General features: G+C 46.5%; 14 protein-coding genes. 12 read left to right on the forward strand and 2 right to left on the reverse strand.

All coding sequences use genetic code 11. From position 1 onward, the window contains the following. Positions 1–3: 3 nt before the first annotated feature. A complete protein-coding gene (locus GC096_RS19915) occupies positions 4–849 on the reverse strand; it encodes a helix-turn-helix domain-containing protein (RefSeq protein ID WP_171632605.1) in 846 nt (281 codons plus the stop codon). Positions 850–1,012: 163 nt separating this feature from the next. On the opposite strand from GC096_RS19915, the gene GC096_RS19920 reads away from it, so the two are divergent. From GC096_RS19920 to GC096_RS19965, 10 genes are all read left to right on the forward strand, one after another. Beyond that, the gene (locus GC096_RS19920) at positions 1,013–1,687 is read left to right on the forward strand and encodes an MBL fold metallo-hydrolase (protein WP_171632606.1); all 675 of its coding nucleotides are present in this window, start codon (positions 1,013–1,015) and stop codon (positions 1,685–1,687) included. 10 nt (positions 1,688–1,697) lie between these two features. Then, positions 1,698–2,009 (forward strand): hypothetical protein, encoded by a 312-nt coding sequence (locus tag GC096_RS19925; protein WP_171632608.1) that lies wholly within the window; start codon positions 1,698–1,700, stop codon positions 2,007–2,009. Positions 2,010–2,157: 148 nt separating this feature from the next. Then, a complete protein-coding gene (locus tag GC096_RS19930; protein ID WP_171632610.1) occupies positions 2,158–3,720 on the forward strand; it encodes a response regulator in 1,563 nt (520 codons plus the stop codon). Next, positions 3,717–5,456 (forward strand): sensor histidine kinase, encoded by a 1,740-nt coding sequence (locus tag GC096_RS19935; RefSeq protein WP_171632611.1) that lies wholly within the window; start codon positions 3,717–3,719, stop codon positions 5,454–5,456. Before GC096_RS19930 ends, GC096_RS19935 begins: the two co-directional genes overlap by 4 nt. A gap of 158 nt (positions 5,457–5,614) precedes the next feature. Continuing rightward, entirely contained in the window at positions 5,615–6,541 is a 927-nt protein-coding gene (locus GC096_RS19940) for an ABC transporter permease (protein ID WP_171632613.1), read from the forward strand. Continuing rightward, positions 6,535–7,395 carry a carbohydrate ABC transporter permease gene (locus tag GC096_RS19945; protein WP_171632614.1) on the forward strand — a complete coding sequence of 287 codons (861 nt, stop codon included), beginning with the start codon at positions 6,535–6,537 and terminating at the stop codon, positions 7,393–7,395. The genes GC096_RS19940 and GC096_RS19945 overlap by 7 nt, the downstream gene beginning before the upstream one ends. A gap of 33 nt (positions 7,396–7,428) precedes the next feature. Beyond that, a complete protein-coding gene (locus GC096_RS19950) occupies positions 7,429–8,958 on the forward strand; it encodes an extracellular solute-binding protein (RefSeq protein ID WP_171632616.1) in 1,530 nt (509 codons plus the stop codon). 95 nt (positions 8,959–9,053) lie between these two features. Then, entirely contained in the window at positions 9,054–10,442 is a 1,389-nt protein-coding gene (locus GC096_RS19955; RefSeq protein ID WP_216626183.1) for an FAD-dependent oxidoreductase, read from the forward strand. A gap of 44 nt (positions 10,443–10,486) precedes the next feature. Continuing rightward, positions 10,487–13,279 (forward strand): polysaccharide lyase family 8 super-sandwich domain-containing protein, encoded by a 2,793-nt coding sequence (locus tag GC096_RS19960; protein ID WP_171632618.1) that lies wholly within the window; start codon positions 10,487–10,489, stop codon positions 13,277–13,279. A 591-nt stretch (positions 13,280–13,870) separates the two neighbouring features. Beyond that, positions 13,871–14,086, forward strand: a complete 216-nt coding sequence (locus GC096_RS19965; protein ID WP_056608664.1) for a hypothetical protein — start codon at positions 13,871–13,873, stop codon at positions 14,084–14,086. 214 nt (positions 14,087–14,300) lie between these two features. Here the strand turns inward: GC096_RS19965 and GC096_RS19970 are convergent, their stop codons facing one another. Continuing rightward, positions 14,301–14,636: a hypothetical protein gene (locus tag GC096_RS19970; protein WP_171632619.1), complete on the reverse strand. Its 336-nt coding sequence runs from the start codon at positions 14,634–14,636 to the stop codon at positions 14,301–14,303. 379 nt (positions 14,637–15,015) lie between these two features. Between GC096_RS19970 and GC096_RS19975 the strand changes: the two genes are divergently transcribed. Both GC096_RS19975 and GC096_RS19980 read left to right on the forward strand, forming a co-directional pair. Next, positions 15,016–16,992, forward strand: coding sequence for a glycoside hydrolase family 127 protein (locus GC096_RS19975; protein WP_171632621.1), 1,977 nt, complete (start codon positions 15,016–15,018; stop codon positions 16,990–16,992). Between the two features lie 152 nt (positions 16,993–17,144). Further along, entirely contained in the window at positions 17,145–18,557 is a 1,413-nt protein-coding gene (locus GC096_RS19980; RefSeq protein ID WP_171632622.1) for an ABC transporter substrate-binding protein, read from the forward strand. Positions 18,558–18,636: the final 79 nt, after the last annotated feature.

An 18,636-nucleotide genomic window follows, 5' to 3' on the forward strand; every position in this document is an offset into this window, starting at 1 on the left:
TTTTTATTCCATTCTTAGCTGTTGAATACGCTTTCTACATACAGCAGGGGATGTCCCATAGAAAGCAGAAAACTGGCGAGAGAAATAAAAGGGATGATTGAATCCGACTTCCTCCGCAATTTCGGCCATCGTTAGTGAAGTCGTTTCTATGAGCTTTCTAGCTTGGCGAAGTCGAATTTTATTTAACATGTCCATGACGGATTCACCGGTCTGTCTTTTAAAGAGATGGGCGAACCTAGAAGGGGATAAGTTAACCAACGCAGCTAGTTCAGCAACCGTATATGGTTGATTATAATGTTGTGTAATCAGCGCTAACGTACGCGCTATGCGTGAATCGAGCGGATATTCGGGTTGCATGGCACTTTTGGACAGGAGAAGGAGGATTTTTTCTAGTGCATTGATAGCGAATCTTTCGGAGTAGAAATCTGTTTCATCATTGTATTGAATTAATTCGTTAAAAGCGCTAAATACCTGAAGCGACTCATTTTCAGAATGAAAGCGAGCTAATCGTATGCCCTTAATCGCCTCTGGCAGCTGTAAAAGCGGTAACCATTCTTCCTTCGGGACAAAATGACACCAATAAAACTCCCATAGCGTATTCTCTGGCGTTCCGTAAAAATGGGGGGTGCCTGGTGTGATTAAAGTAACCTCATCCTGCTGGCATTCGAAAGTCTCTTTACCGTTGTTAAATAAACCTGTCCCTTTCAATGTTAAGGTCAGATAATAATCTTTCGTACCGTTGGACCGTTTAACTTTGTAACCAAAGGACTGACGATAATGGCCGGAAATCAGCCTTCCAGGAATCGTAGTTAAATTCTCAGTGGCAGAAAAAGACATGAACTCAGTCATAATAGGATCGCCCCCATTACCCATTTAGTTACTAGTATATAGGATTTTATGGAAAAATAAATCGTTGTAGGATACAGTGTGATAAAACTGCAAAAATTGATCTTACATTTGCTAACCCTTACAATGGAATTATTCGTTTGGTAAATATTCTGGAGGTGTAGGAATGGGAGATCAAGCAGGAATTCAACCGTTTATTTTGGATATGGATGTTAATGGGAATCCATTCACTGTACACGCGGCATTACTTTGGGACGAGCAGGAAGTCATTCTCGTGGATACGGGTATCCCAGGCCAGTTAGGACTTATTCGCGAGCAACTTGCCGCAGCGTCATTTCCTTTTGAAAAGCTGACGAAAATCATCATTACGCACCAGGACATGGATCACATTGGCAGCCTGCCAGAGCTGGTGGGCGCTGCAGAGGGACGGATCGAAGTGCTAGCGCACGAACTAGGTAAACCTTATATTCAAGGTGAAGTGCCCTTGGTTAAACGCAAGATTTTGGCTACGCCAACTAAAGTAGATGTAACGCTTCAGGATGGGGACGTACTCCCTTATGGCGGAGGCATTCAAGTTGTTTTTACGCCTGGACATACGCCAGATCATATCAGTCTGTATCACCTAGGCAGCAAAACATTAATTGCCGGGGATGCGCTTACGTCACAAGATGGAGTGCTAATGCCCCCGAATCCTCAATTCACGCCGGACATGCCGTTAGCGCTCGAATCGGTAGCAAAGTTGCTGGACTATGACATTGAAACTGTCATCACTTATCATGGTGGCGTTTGTACGGACAATATTAAGGAGCGTCTCGCTGAAATTGCGCAAGGCCAGGCATAAGGAGCGTCCTATGGATCCCACAGTCAAACAAGCTTTAGACACAACTCTTCATAACTGGCAGACCATGACCTCCTATCAAAGCGATGAGAAAGAAGCTGTGGCCGATCAATTCCAATCTTCGTTCTATGTATTTATTGATACCGTCCGTGATTGGGTACTCCGTCAAGATCCCATGCCTCTAAGCCTGGATGATATGCTTGAAATCGAGATGATCCAAGATATTTTCGACCTACTGCCTGCTCCCTTGCATTTGAATTTGGAAACGGAACTAGAATTAATTCTGGATCGTGTAGAACGAGTGGATGAGGATAAATACGATTGATGTAAGACTCAACCCCATGTCATGTATGGAGTTGGGTCTTTTCTCATTGGAGACGAAATCCATTGTTTTCTATCTCCCCTTGGTGGTAAAGTGATTGCAAGACAATCATGATCTCACGGGCACATCACTTATAAGGGATTGAGAAACCATGAAGCTGATCATTATTGAAGATGAGCAGGATATCTTGCAAGGTATGGCCGAGGCTGTGGCTGCGATTGCCGCGCACGAATTAGAGATTTTCACCGTTACGAATTCGGAAGAGGCTACTGAACTGATTAGACGTCATAAACCGGAAATCATTATTTCCGATATTGTCCTGCCGCAGCAGTCGGGGATTGAGATGCTTCAAGCGATTCAATTGCCAGACTATCATCCCAAGATCATTATGGTAAGCGGTTACAGTGACTTCCAATACGCACAGCGCAGCATGCAGCTTGGTGCGATGGATTATTTGTTAAAGCCATTTTCGAAAGAGGATTTTAGCACGAAAATCAAGCAGGTTGTCGAGATGATTGAAGGTGAACGAAGGAATGACCAGTACATCTCGGGGCAAATGAAGCAGGCGGAGCTTGGGAAGAAGCTGCTCCAGAATAAATTCTTGCTAAGCTTATGTATGACCCCAACGGTCTTGCAGGAGCATATCTTCCACCGTTTGCAAATGTGGGAGCTCACATGGCTGGCTAGTGCTAATTTCTCTGTGATTGCCTTGGGTATTGTGCGACAAGATCGGCTAAGCCCAGTAGATAAGCAAGCGGAGTTAGAAAACTTTGCCGTCGGGAACATTACGGAGGAACTCATTGAGGGTTTTCAGCCGTCTGTCGTGTTCCCGAATATCCATCACAATTGGATACTAATTGCGCCTAGTGAAGTCATCGAGTCATTGGTGGAGGCGATCCAATCCCACGTATGGCAGTATCAAAAGTTAACATTAGGCTTCGGGATCAGTGAAGAGCAGTTCTCGTTCCAGAGTATTTCGACCGCGTACCAGCAAGCCTTGAAAGCATTGAAGATGGTCTATATGACCCCAGGCCATAACGTTCATACGTATGCGGAGGAGCTTCAGTCAGACCAGGAGCCGAGTCGATTGTCTTTTGAATTAGCTGCGAGTGGCATGCTGCAGGGCGATTTGGACCAAATAAGCAAGACGGTCGATCACATCGTTGGTTATTACGTCTCCGCACAGGAAGTGAAGGACTATCAGGACGTTTCGAAGAAATGTCTGGAATGGATTTTGAATTTGCATAGTGTGCTGCGGGATAAATATGCGGTTCCGGTGAATCAAATTCCGATGTCATTGTGGGAAGATCTCGAGCAGTGCGAACAATTGGAACAATTAAAAGCGCTTATGCTGACGTACTTAACGGGTGTAGCAAAGCGAGTGGCCAGCAGTCATTCCAATGCCATTATTGAAAAGGCTAAGAACCTGTTGGACACGCAGTATGCGCAGCACATCACGTTACAGAGCGTCGCGGATCAATTAGCGATCCATCCCGTCTGGCTCAGTCAGTTATTTAAGAAGGAGACGGGTACGAACTTTTTGGATTATATGACTGAGCTGCGCATTGAGCAATCGAAGAAACTGCTGCGCGACAGTCAGTTGAAAATATATGAGATCGCCGAGCAAGTGGGATATCAGGATTTGCAGTATTTCGGCAAGCTGTTTAAAAAGCGAACAGGGCAGACCCCGAAGGAGTTTCGATACGGCAAATGAACTTATTTCAAAAGCTGCTGCTGCCCTTGATGGTTGCCATTTTTATCCCTGTCGTGCTGCTGGGCTACTTGTCCTATGAGCGTTCGAAAATGCAGGTTGAGGACGTCACGTCTGCCTTCCTGCAGGATAATCTCCAGCATAATACGGAGAAGGTGAATGAGTTTCTGACGGAGCTCGATACGGCAGGGTTCCGTGTCATTGCCTCCTCGAAGCTGCAGAGCATGCTGCAGAATCCGCCGCCGCAGGATTTTTTTCAAGAAGCGGAATTCATCAGTGAGATGAAAGGGATCACAGAGGAGCTTCGCGGGTCCTATGAGTTGTTCATTTTGCCGAATCATTATGAGAACTATCCGAACTATATGAATAGCCATTCGTCTTTCGGGTTGGAGCTGACAAGAGAGCGCATCGCGAAATCCTTCGAGTTAGGCGGGAAAGCCTATTGGGCCTTCGAGACCGGACAAGGAGGAGCGTCCAAAGATCTCTATTACATCCGGGCGATTCGCACGCTTACTGATTTTCAGAATGCCGGTGTGATGGTGTTCAAAATATCGAATACGTGGATGGCTACACAGCTAATTACGCCTTCACAATACCCGCACTTCCGGTTGCTGCTCGCGGATGGGCAGGCGAATATCCTTGCTTCTAATTTACCGGTGAAACCGGAAGAGTCGTTTTCGTTGCCAACTGTTCCTCTTCAAGGTCAGAATAGTACGTTTGAAACCGAGGAGATGCAAGGGAAATCCTATTATGTAGCTTCTCAAGCCATAGCGGATAGCGGGAAGGATCTGTGGAGCTTGATTGCTACCATTCCAGTATCTGACTTAACCGTTCGAATTGATGGGATTAAGGCATTTACCTTCTGGATGTTCGTTGGGAGTCTGTTTATTATCTTCGTTATGCTATTCTTCATTGTTCGCCAGTTCACCACACCGATCCAAGAGGTTGTCAGGCATATGCGGCAGGTTCAGCTTGGGCGACTGCTCTATTTCACGAAATTCGCTACGAAGAAGGACGAAATCGGGCAAATGGTTCGTGGTTTTAACTCGATGATTCAAGGGATGGAAAGTCTGCTGCAGACGACCAGAGAGATAGAATCCGAGAAGCAGCAGCTTCAGCAGCGCATGTTGATTAACCAAATCAATCCCCACTTCCTCTATAACACGCTCGATTCGATTAAATGGAAAGCAGAGTCGGCGCATGAGAAAACCATTGGAGACATGGTGACGACGCTAGCCAATATGCTTCGTTTCAGCATGAATGAGGAGAACGAATGGACAACCATTGAGCGAGAACTGGAGCATGTGAGAAACTATCTGAACATTGAGCTCATGCGCAATAATCAGGCCTTTCAGGTCCTATTCGATGTTCAACCTTCGTTACTCCATCTGAAAATCTTAAAGCTGCTCGTTCAACCGCTCTTAGAAAATGCTGTCCGACACGGCATGAATAAATTAACGGAACGCAAAGGTAAGATCCTGGTGACGGTGTACCAAGAAGAGGCAGATCTCATCATCCTCGTTGAGGATAATGGGAATGGCTGCGAAGCCGATCAACTAGAGTCTTATAAATGGACATCTCCCGTCCAAGGAGCTACGGAAGGCGGTATCGGGCTGTACAATGTGCACCGAAGATTACAACTGCACTATGGCCCCCATTATGGCGTAGAGGTAGAGAACCGTGTACCACATGGGTTTAAAGCAACGTTGCGCCATCCGATTCTGGAATCAAATGAGTAATTAACAGAAAGCGAGGGAATGTAGCCTTGCTTTTTTTGCCTTAAAAATGTCATGTGTTTCTTTAATTCTGCCCTGTTACCCCCTATCTGGAAAAAGCTTATCATGAATCTATCGGGAGGCAAGGTTAACTCAGCCAGATAGAAAGCGGGGACACAGCGATGCAGAGAACATCGACACTTACAAGAAAGCTTAGCGTCATTTGGTCATTTCGTGTTTTATACGCCATGCTGCTTCCAGGCTTGATTTATTACGCGGTATATCGCTATAGTCCAATGTTTGGCGCTATGATCGCGTTTAAGAATTTCAATGTCATGCTTGGGGTATTCGACAGTCCATGGGCAAGCCCGTGGTACGCACATTTCAAAACGTTTTATGATTCACCGTACTTCTTCACTTTACTAAGGAACACTTTCCTTATCAGCATTTATAAGCTGCTGTTCGGTATGGTGCCGGGAATCGCCTTAGCTATTTTGTTAAGTGAAGTCAGGGCTCGCTTCTTCAAAAGATTCGTGCAAACGGTCACGTATTTACCGCATTTTCTGTCCTGGATCATCATTTACGGGATTGCGGCAGCGTTCCTCTCGGAAACGGATGGGCTGGTCAATCTGTGGGTGAAGAATGTCGGCGGGGACGCGATTTCGTTCCTAACTTCGACGACATGGTTTCGTACGATTCTCGTCGCATCGGATGTCTGGAAGGATATCGGTTGGACGGCCATCATTTATTTGGCAGCCATTACGAGCATTGATCCGACCCTGTATGAAGCGGCACGCATCGACGGCTCAGGAAGAATTCGTATGATTTGGCATGTGACCCTTCCGGGTATACGCCATGTCATCATCCTGCTCCTCATTCTGAAGCTTGGACAGATTCTTGATGCTGGTTTCGACCAAATTTATATTATGTACAATGTGCAGGTGTATGAGGTTGCCGACATTATCGATACGTGGGTATTCCGTACAGGTCTAGAAGAGTTGAATTTTAGCTTAGCTGCAGCAGTTGGATTGTTTAAATCCGTTGTCGGTTTCGTGCTGGTCATCACAGCGAATCGCATAGCTAGACGTTGGGGGGAAGGCGTATGGTAAAAAGTAAACAAGAGGTCTGGTTCGATGTCCTTGTCTATCTGATCCTTGCCCTTCTCGTCGTATCTGTCATATTTCCGCTCATGTACGTGCTATCCGTGTCGTTGACGCCGCTTAGTGAAGTACTCAAAAATGGCGGCTTCGTAGCATTCCCGAGAAAATTAACATTAGAAGCCTACTCGGCTTTCATCCACGATCCTACGATACCTAGAGCGTATGGAGTTACGATCTTCATTACGGTTGTGGGAACATTGCTGAATTTGCTAGTCACAACGATGATGGCTTATCCGCTTAGTAAGAGTAGGTTACCTGGAAGAAACATCCTCCTGTTCTTGGTTGCCTTCACGCTTCTATTCAATGGCGGTGTCGTGCCGACCTATCTAATTGTCAAAGCGACGGGGTTAATTAATTCCGTCTGGTCGTTAATTATTCCAAGCCTGGTCTGGTCTTTTAACTTATTGATTATGAAAACATTTTTCGAAAATCTCCCGGAAAGTCTCGATGAGGCTGCCCGAATCGACGGTGCTGGTGAGCTGCGGATACTTTGGACCATTGTGCTCCCGCTCTCGTTGCCCATTATTGCGACAATCGGTCTCTTCTATGCGGTTGGTCACTGGAATGAATTTTTCCAAGCGATCATGTATGTCAATGATACGAGTAAGTACCCGCTCCAAGTCGTCTTAAAGACAATCTTGATTAACTCGATGCTGCCGCCTATGGATATAGAGAGTGTACTACCTACGCAATCCTTGCAAATGGCTGCGGTTGTTCTATCTGCGGTACCGATCATCATCGTGTATCCGTTCATCCAGAAGTATTTTACACAAGGCGTTCTGCTTGGCGGTATTAAAGGGTAATGGGATTCTAAGTAGATGAGAGGGGATTTACAGATGAAGAAAATGTTCGCAGTAGCCGTATCAACGATGTTAATTGGTTGTGTTGTGGTAACGGGGTGTTCGTCGAAATCCGAAAGCGGTCAAGAGAAAAGCACAGCACCAAGCACGACAGCGGCCGCAGGTCCGGTGAAAATTAATTTGTTCATAGGCGGATCCAACTATCCGGGAATGGCTGACGACTTCATTTTGAGCAAACTGAATAAAGATTTAAATATGGATTTGCAATTTAACGTCGGTGCGACAGACTATGATCAACAGTTGAATGTGAAAATCGCCGGGGGCTCTACACCTGATATTTTCTCCGTATCCAAGGTGCAGCTCGCTAACTATGTGAAGCAGGGGATTCTGCTGGATTTGACCCCCTATATGGATAAAATGCCGAATATCAAAGCGAAGCTGAAGGATGTTGATTTGAATAAAGGCAAGGTAGATGGCAAGCAATATGCGATTGCGAAACGTGCCTATCTGCCGATGTCGAGTTATTGGGTTCGCCAAGACTGGCTGGATAAACTGGGCTTACAGTCTCCGAAAACGTTGGATGAATTGAAGGCTGTAGCGAAGGCTTTTACAGAGCGCGATCCCGATGGCAATGGCAAAAAAGATACGTACGGCATTACGGGAATTGGCATTGGAACACCAGATGCTGTGAATACGCCAAGTACATTTGACCCTGTATTCTCCGCATTCGGCGTGGCTTCTCCAGGGCAGTTCATGATTAAGGACAATAAAGTTGTGTATTCCACGACACAGCCGGAAACGAAGCAAGCATTATCCTACATTAAGGACATGATTAGCGAGGGCTTGGTCGATCCAGAGTTTATGACGAACAAAGGGCTTAAGCATCAGGAGAAAGCTTTTAAAGGTCAAGCAGGCATTCTATATATCAACTGGGGCGAAATGACCAAGGACGATTATATTGCGCAGTACAAAGCTGTGAATCCAGCAGCAAATTGGGTACAGATGGATGCGTTAACAGGTCCAGGAGGTAAGTACCAAGGTTATTTTGATATCAGTGCTACAGGTGGACGGTTTGCTGTGTCCAAGGAGGTCGCGAAGGATCCTGCGAAGCTGAATAAAATCTTAGAATACTTCAACTATATCGCAGATGGCCCGGGCTATTTAACAACGATGTACGGCATCGAAGGTACGCATTATAAAATGGAGAACAACATCCCTGTCGTGACGGACAGCTCCAAAACAGGCTTCGCCTTCAATCACCAACTGACAGGGCGAGATGAGAAGAATTACTTGAAAGCGAAATTCATGAAGCAGCTGCCGTTTATTGATTTTGCTGAGAAACAACCGCGCATTGAAACGTATACAGAGCTTATTCCAAATCCGGAGGGCGTATCGATTAGTGATAAAAATCGCTTCGAGAGCGAAGAGATTACGAAGTTTATTTTCGGGAAAAGTCCATTAGACAGCTTTGATGCTTTCACGAAAACATTAGAGACGAACTATCAACTATCGAAATATGTGGAGCAAGGCAACTTGGTACTGAAGCCACTGGGCTATATCAAGTAGGATATTAAGGCATTATGCAGGGCTGGAGCAAGGCTGTCGGTTAGCTTTCGCTTCAGTCTTTTTACTTATTATGGATGAATAAGGAGTCGGTACAGATGCATACAGGCGAAATGATTTGGGAAGAAGCGAAATCGGTTCCGGTGATTGAAGATGTGGATATTTGTGTGCTGGGTGGAAGCTGCACGGGAGTCTTTGCCGCAGTACGCGCAGCAAGATTAGGTGCACGTGTAGTTATCGTGGAGAAGCAAAACAATTTCGGCGGCGTGGCAACCTCTGGGCTCGTCAACATCTGGCATAGCTTTTATGACACGGAGTTTAAGCAGCAAATTATTGGTGGTTTGACGCAAGAGACCGTGGAACGATTGGATCGGCGAGGGGCCGTAGCGGAAGAGAAGAAAAGCCATTCTGTCGGCTATGTACTGAATACGGAAGAGCTGAAAATCGAATTGGATGAGCTCATCACAGAATCGGGGGTGGGGCCCTATTTGCATACGATGTTCGTAGCGCCCGTTCTTACCGATGGTAAATTAACGGCTATCCTCGTGGAAAACAAGTCCGGTAGAGGTGCTATTAAAGCGAAGATCTTCATCGATGCAACGGGGGACGGTGATTTGTGTGCGCGATTGATGCTGCCACTGACGAATGAGGATCATCGGCAGCCGCCTACGACTTGTGCAAAAATCGGGGGATGGGGCTCTGGCCCAGGGTTCAATGATGTCACAGGGTTTAATTCGTTAAAAGGTTTGGATTTAAATGATGCGCTCATTCAGCATCAAGCTGAATTCGACTTGCCCGAGGGCTTCGGTTGGGGACGCTTCGTGCCAGGTAGTAAGGATGTCTACATGTACGCTGGAACAAGAGTGTACGATGCGGACTGCAAGGATGGGCTCTCTTTGACGAAGAGCGAAATGGAGGGAAGAAGACAGGTCAGAGCGATCATGGATATGGTGCGCAAATATGGGCCTGACAATAAGCTGACGCTGCTCTCGCTCCCCTCATACATTGGCATTCGAGAAACAAGGCATATCCATTGCCAATATCGACTGACTGGCGATGATGTGCTGCATGGTGTCCGCTTTGAGGATGCCATTGCCAACGGCAGTTATCGCGTAGATATTCATCATGATGATAAACCAGGGATTACCTTTCAGTATTTGGATGGCGAGCAGGCGTATGTGCGTCCAGGCTATCCGGTTGTCAAAGGGAGATGGCGGGAGAAAACGGATCACGATCCTACTTTTTATCAGATACCATACCGCTGCTTAGTTCCTGGAAGCTATGATAATTTGCTGACCTGCGGTCGGATGATTGATGTAGATCAAGTCGCTTATGGCGCAGTACGTGTGATGGTGAACATGAATCAGACTGGCGAAGCAGCAGGCGTTGCGGCTTATCTAGCGCTTCGTGAAGGTATCCGTGTTGGCAACGTGAATACGGAGGACCTTCGTTCGACGCTGCGAGAGGGGGGATCTATTATTTTGTAAGTAAGGTCGGCTATTTGTACTACCATTATGAGAGGGGATGTTCCATGGTTAAGGGGAAAGGACGACGTATTTGGTCTATCAGTTTTATGTTGTTGATGGTGTTTACGATTATGAGTACCTACGTCCCTCAAAAAGCATTTGCAACAGATGAGTTCGACACGATGCGGGCTAAGTGGAAAACGATGCTGACGGGGGGAACCTCCTATTCCCCTACGAATGCGGATATTAGCCCGAAAATCGCGTCAATTACAGCAACAGCACAAGATTATTGGACACGTTTGAACAAAACACCTGACGGTACGACGAACTATCTGTGGAGCGATTTGACAGCTGGCACGCATACGTCTAGTCAAGTAACATCAGGGTTTCGCCGCATTAAGGATATGGCCTTGGCTACACAGACTTATGGCTCTCCGCTTTATGGGAATACACAGCTTATCTCGGATATCATCATGGCGCTGGATTGGATGAATACGTGGAGATACAGCGATACGAAAGCATCCTACGATAACTGGTGGGATTGGCAAATTGGCGCGCCGATGGCGCTGAATGATTGTGTCGTTCTCCTTTATGATTCGCTAAGCAGTGCCCAAATTACGAATTACATGAATGCCATTAACAAATATATACCTGCTGTGAATAAAACGGGAGCAAATCTATCATGGCAAGCGACAGCCATTATGGTCAGAGCGGTAATTATTAAAGATAGCGCGAAATTAATTGCCGCTCGGGGCTGGTTAACCACACTTTTCCCAAACGTTACAACGAGTGACGGATTCTATGAGGATGGTTCCTTCGTGCAACATAATGTTTTTGCCTATACGGGGGGTTATGGGGCTAATCTGCTTGTAGATACCGCTAACTTGATGTATTTGTTAAAGGGTACCACGTATGAAATTACGAATGCGAACCAGTCGAATGTCTACCAATGGATATATAAGTCCTATCAGCCGCTCTTGTATAAAGGCGCTATGATGGACATGGTCAGAGGCAGGGAAATCGTCAGATATACGTCACAGGATCGTGAAGCGGGACACTACATTATGCAAGGGATTATTCGGTTATCTCAAATTGCGCCTACTGCTGATGCTAGTAGACTCAATAGTATGATTAAGTACTGGATAGAAGCCGAAAATCAAAGTACGACTTTAAATAAGTTCTATGCTGATGCTTCAATTAACATGATTGTCCTGGGACAAGCGATTATGAGTGACTCTGCGGTTGTGTCTGCAAGTGAACTTGTACACTATCAGCAATTATCCGCAATGGCTCGGTCGGTTCAGCTGCGCCCAGGTTACGGATTCGGGATTGCCATGTTTTCCAATAAAATTTCGAGCTATGAATCGATTAACAGTGAAAATGGAAAAGGTTGGTATACAGGCGCAGGCGCAACTTATCTATATAATAACGACCTCAACCAGTTTAGCGAAGACTTCTGGCCAACGGTTAACTTCTATCGATTACCGGGGACAACCGTCACTTCGGCAACGTATGCGGTAAGTCAATATAATGCAAAGAATTGGGTTGGCGGAACAGATCTTCTCCATGTATATGGTGTTACGGGCATGGATATGGGCATGACCACGGCTACGCCAAGCACATTAAATGCGAAGAAATCCTGGTTTATGTTTGATGATGAAATCGTAGCGTTAGGTGCGGGGATTACGAGCACCGATGCTAAGTCAACTGAAACAATTGTGGAGAATCGTAAAATTAACAGTGCAGGCTCCAATGCCTTGACGGTCAATGGGACGGCGCAATCCACTACGTTGGGATGGTCGCAATCGCTGTCTGGTGTGAGTACCATTCATCTAGCGGGCAATGTGCCAGGTTCGGATATCGGGTATTATTTTCCGACGGCACCTGCCATTCAAGCTAAGCGTGAAGCAAGAATCGGCAATTGGAAACAGATCAAATCGACAGGAATCACTTCGGGTACTAACATCACCAGAAACTATCTAACGATGTGGTTCGATCATGGTGGATACGCGACGGATCAAACGTATCAGTATGTTATTTTGCCGAATAAGACTAGTGCAGAGGTAACCAGTTATGCCAACAATCCGAACATTACCGTCTTGGAGAACTCGGCTAGTGCGCAAGCGGTGAAAGAGAATACGTTGAATATCGTAGGCGTGAATTTCTGGAACGATGCTGTATCGACGGTTGGTGGGATTACCTCGAACAAGAAAGCTTCCGTCATGACGAAGGAAACCTCAGGTGAGCTGGACGTATCCATTTCTGATCCGACGCAAGCAAATACGGGCAGCATTCAAGTTGAAATTAATAAGGCCGCATCGGGAACCATTCTTGCAGATGCCGGAATTACCGTAACGCAGCTGAGCCCAACGATTAAATTTACCGTGAACGTGAATGGGGCCAAGGGGAAGGCGTTCAAAGCTAAGTTCAGTTTGGCACCCGTTGCTGCAACCGTCATCGTGGATGATGCCGATAGTACGGGCGTTACACTAGCTGGAAGTTGGTCAATTGGCACGAATCTGACCAATAAATATGGCGCGAGCTACTTGCATGACGGTAACACTTATCATGGATTAAAGAGTGCTGCCTTCACGCCGACGTTAACGGCAGCAGGAACATACAAGGTGTATATGTGGTGGCCTTCCCACACCAATAGGGCAACGAATGCCCAGGTGGATATCCTTCATGCCGGTGTAACTTCGACGGTAACCATTGATGAGCAGCAGAATGGCGGACAGTGGAATTTGCTGGGGACGTATACGTTTGATGCAGGTACGTCGGGTAATGTGAAGGTACGCAACGATGGTGCGAATGGCTATGTGACAGCGGATGCGGTTAAATTTGAGCCGGTTCCTTAATGGGGGGAGAAGGAAGAAGCCGAGAGGCTTCTTTTTTCTTGGTCGCGATCAGGCGGGGCTGATGCGCATCACTTGCGGAGCCCGCGTAAGTCGAAAAAATCGACTTAGAGGGCTCGAAAGGCCGGTCAGCGCTCGCCTAAGTCGAAAAAATCGACTTAGAGAGCTCTGAAGGCCGGTCAGCGCTCGCCTAAGTCGAAAAAATCGACTTAGAGGGCTCCAAAGGCTGAACAGCGCCTGCGTAAGTCGAAAAAATCGACTTAGAGAGTTCCGAAGGCCCCGCAGCGCGTGTGTAAGTCGAAAAAATCGACTAAAATCGACTTAGAGAGCTCCGAAGGCCCCGCAGCGCATGTGTTAGTCGAAAAAATCGACTTACTCGCTCTTGCGACGCATCGCTGCGTCGCGTTTCCCCTTAAACCCGACTAAAACACTCAGTCCAAGGGGTTATATAGGCATTTAGCAAATATTAAAATATAACATAATCATTTAGAGAAAAGCAATATTATTTTCGAGAAAAGACTTGATAAAATCATTCAAATGGGTTAATCTTCTAATTGTTGGAAAACAATTAAGATAGAGAGAGGAGTGGAACGAATGGAAATGATGAGCATGAAAATGATGATGTCCATGTGCATGGAAGAAATGATGTGCAAAATGAACAACATGAAGATGATGATGGATTGCATGCAAGGTATGGAAATGGCAGACATGATGGATATGGATATGATGATGTCCAAAATGCAGTCTTGCGATGAGATGATGACGATGATGATGGGCATGATGCGTGAAATGAAACAAACCGCTGTGTAAGATTCGTCCTTAGGCAAGGAGTTATCGAACACACACGGTTATCATTGGATTCATACGATGAAATTTGTATGGCAAGTACATATCAATCTGCAAATTGATGCGTACCGTAAGATGCAATTCTGCAGAGCAGATGACTGCATGCATGGAAATGACGAATAGACATGAACTGATGTCCGGTAGAGCGGTAATCCGCATACGGGATTTTTTGCATTTTCTAGCTATGGTAAGTTGCGTTTAACTGTCTGCCAATTTCGATCCGTTGTAGTTTTAGTCCCCAAACTTCCTCGATTAACCGAGAAGAGACATAGGTGTCTTCTGTTTCCCTCAATTGTCGATAGAGCTCAAGCATCTTCTTATTGACGGCATCAAATCGGAGCCATAGCTGGCTTATTTGATATTCAAGTGTTGTTTGTTGCATATATAAGGCTGATTTACTCAGCGTTTGTATAATTTCGTTTTGCCATTGGGTGTCCCCGATTTGCTTCGCATAATTCAACAAATCCAGATAATCATCTTTCCAGCGTTGCTCTAGTTTCACGGTTTCTAACATGGCGTTTACCTCATTCCGTCGTTATACCTAGTATTATACTCGGAATAAACGGGATTGCAAGTAGGAAATTCATTTAATCCATAAGTTAGTAAAATCGCAGCGCGAACCTAAGCAATAAATCCACTATTCCGATGTTTTTCCAGCTACTATGTCTCTCTCCATCACCGAAGAACACTCGCCGCAATCGATGAAATAAAGGATTGGCAGAGAGATGAAATGTAAGCTTGGAGAGCTTATTTGTGATATTTTTAATATTTTCTATTGGTTGTAATTTCTAAAAAAGTGGTTGTAAATCTTTAATTAAAACCACGCTATCACATGTATTATAATTAGTAGCGCTTTCATTAAGGAGGCGAAATTTATAAAAGGGGCATACCTGATGAGTATTAGATCTATCTCAACACCCGTTCAATTGAAGAACGTGATAATCCAGGATGACTTCTGGTCCCCTTATATTTCATTGATTCGCGATGTTGTCGTACCTTACCAATGGGAGGCGCTTAATGATCGAATCGAAGGCAACGAGCCGAGTCATGCCATCCGAAATTTCAGAATCGCTGCCGGATTGGAGCAAGGCGACTTCTACGGCATGGTGTTCCAAGATAGCGACGTAGCCAAGTGGCTCGAAGCCGTTGGTTATTTGTTGGAGCAAATGCCGGATTCCGATCTGGAAAAGATTGCGGACGAAGTCGTCGATCTAATCGCTAAGGCGCAGCATGCGGACGGGTATGTAAATACTTATTTTACACTCAAAGAAACGGCAGGCAGATGGACGAATCTCGCGGAGTGCCACGAGCTCTACTGCGCGGGTCATCTGATCGAAGCGGCGGTCGCCTATGAGAAGGCAACGGGGAAGGGCAAGATTCTGGAAGTAGCTTGCAAACTGGCCGACTGCATCGATGCGACTTTTGGGCCAGAGGATGGAAAGATCAAAGGTTATGACGGGCACCAAGAGATCGAGCTAGCGCTAATGAAGCTCTACAGAGCCACCTCCAACGATCGTTATATGAAGCTGGCGAAGTTCTTCTTGGACGAGAGAGGGCAGAGTCCCCACTTCTACGATTTAGAGTTCGATCGCCGGAATGGCGAGACTCATTTCCAAGCGCTGAAGATGGCCAAAGACAAATTTTACAGCCAAGCGCACGTTCCGATTCGCATGCAGCAGACGGCCGAAGGTCACGCGGTGCGTGTCGTATACATGTGCACGGGTATGGCCGACGTTGCAGCAGCGACTGGAGACGAGGAGTTGTTAAAGGCATGCCGGGCACTCTGGCATAACATCGTGAACAAGCGGATGTACATTACGGGATCGATCGGCTCGATGTCTTATGGCGAGTCATTCACGCTCGATTACGATTTGCCGAATGATACGGCTTACGCCGAGACGTGCGCTTCGATCGGGCTCATCTTCTTCGCCCAGCGCATGCTTCAGATCGAACCTAGAAGCGAGTACGCGGACGTCTTGGAGAGAGCGCTCTATAACACCGTTATCGGCGGAATGTCTCGCGATGGACAGCACTTCTTCTACGTGAATCCATTGGAAGTTTGGCCTGAAGCGAGCGGTAAGAATCAGAATTTCGATCACGTGAAGATGCAAAGGCAGCGATGGTTCGGTTGCGCGTGTTGCCCGCCTAATATCGCTAGGTTGCTCGCCTCTCTCGGCAGCTATATCTACTCGTTCCATGGGCATGCCCTTTATGCTCACTTATATATTGGAAGTCAAGTCACGGTGGAGGTAGATGGGAGCGCCGTTCAGCTTATCCAGCATTCCGAGTTGCCTTGGAACGGTAACATCAGTTTCGAGCTGAAGATGGATGGGCCCAAAGTCTTCTCCTTGGCTCTTCGGATACCAAGCTGGTGTGCGTCTTGGGATGTCCGTGTTAACGGGCAACCAGTAGCGGAATCCGCTACGCGCCTGTTGAACGGTTATTTGCATCTCGAACGGAAATGGAACGCCGGTGATATCGTCCATTTGGATCTACCAATGAACGTTAGTCCGATGAAAGGCAATCCGGAAATTCGAGAGACCGTAGGTATGGTCGCCATCCAGCGAGGACCGATGGTGTACTGCCTGGAGGAAGCCGACAATGGCAAAGGGCTGCATAAGCTGATCATCCATCCGGGCTTCGAAGATCAAGTTAGCTTCGATAGCAGCTTGTTAGGCGGACTGCTTACCATCGACTTAACCGCTTATCGGATTCAAAACGAGGGCTGGAAGGATCAACTGTACCGCGTGAAGGACGAGGATCACTTAGAAGCGACTACGGCCCGATTTATCCCTTACTTTGCTTGGGCGAACCGGGGGAGCGGCGAAATGAGAGTGTGGATTAGAGAAAATACGGTTTTACCCTCATGAGGTGCAAGGATAGATCACGCTTGTTAACTCTGGTCAAGGAGGGAAGGGTGCAATCGACAATATAACAGTCTTAATAGTCAGATGAAATATTCCCTGCCAACGCGGGAGGAATCAAGGAGTGACGGCGAATTATATATGATGGAGGGGTTAATATGAAAACAATGAAAAAAGGATTCATGGTTAGCGTATCAATGGTCTTGATCTTAAGCATGATGGCTGGATGCTCCACGAATAACGATAAACCAAGCGCATCGCCAATCGGAGAAGCAGCTACAAAAGCACCAGAGAAGACGGCAGCTCCTTCCACGGAGAAGGTTAAAATTACCTATTCGATGTGGGGAAGTGAGGCTGAAGGAAGCACAACCCAGGCAGCGGCGGATAAGTTTAATGCTTCTCAAAACAGAATCGAAGTCAAAGTGCAAGCGATTCCTTGGGAAAACTACATGACCAAACTGAATACGCAGGCAACGGCAGGTCAATTACCAGATACGGGAATATTGAAGGAGGATGGCGTTATCCAGTGGTCCTCCGATGGTATGTTGAATGATGTAAGTGCCATGTACTCGGGAAGTGACAGCAAGCCGCTGGATAGCCTAGCTTACAAATATCAAGGCAAAACCGTAGCCTATGCCGCTGCGAATGAAATCTTGCTCCTTTATTACAACAAAGACATGTTCGACAAAGCGAAAGTACCTTATCCGCCATCCGCACTCGATAAAGCATGGACATGGGATGAATTCGTAGCAACGGCCAAAAAGCTGACGGTCGATAAGAATGGCAAACATGCTGACGAGGCAGGATTTAATCCGCAGAGCATCGTTCAGTATGGTGCATCCGTTGAAAATCTGGCATGGCAGTTGGAAGCCTGGGTGCTCAGCAATGGCGGCGGTTTCTATTCGGCTGACGGTACATCAGTGCGAATCGGGGAAGACGCCAGTATCGAAGCGATTCAGAAAGTCGCGGATCTGTACTTGAAAGACCATGTTGCCCCGTTGTCTGTTGGACAGACCGATGATGGCATTCAGCGTACCATTATCGCAGGAACGGTTGCCATGGCCACGAACGGCCAGTGGAACATAGGAACTAGCTTGAATGCAGCTAAGGATGCAGGACTGAAATATGGCGTAGCCGTGTTACCTTACTTAAAGGAAAAGGTTACCCTCAACACGGGTGGTGCCAATGTCGTATTCTCTCAGACCAAGCATCCGAAAGAAGCTATGGAATGGCTCAAATGGTACACGGCAGAAGAAAACAACTGGGGACTCATCTCATCGGGTATTTGGATGCCAACACTGAAAAAGTGGTATACGGATGAAACGCTTACCCATAAATGGGTCGACAATAAGAACTTCCCTCCGTACAACGAATACAAGTCCGCTGTAGTCGATTATGCGCAATCCTCAGCCGCGAGACCCGCTTCTTGGTTCTACACGAATCATACGACGGACTTTAACACCTTGTTGGGATCGACTTTGGGAGATGTTTGGACAGGAAAAACTTCCGCCAAGGACGCTATTTCCAAAAATCTCGAAGCTTTAAAAGCAGCCAATAAAGGTAAAAAATAACGTATAGGAAGGATGATCGCCATGAACAACCGCCAAAAACAAGCAAGCGGCGGTCATCCTTCACATACGAGGTGGGGGG

The sequence above is a fragment of the Paenibacillus plantarum genome, from assembly GCF_013141695.1.
Classification (GTDB): Bacteria; Bacillota; Bacilli; order Paenibacillales; family NBRC-103111; genus Paenibacillus_E; species Paenibacillus_E plantarum.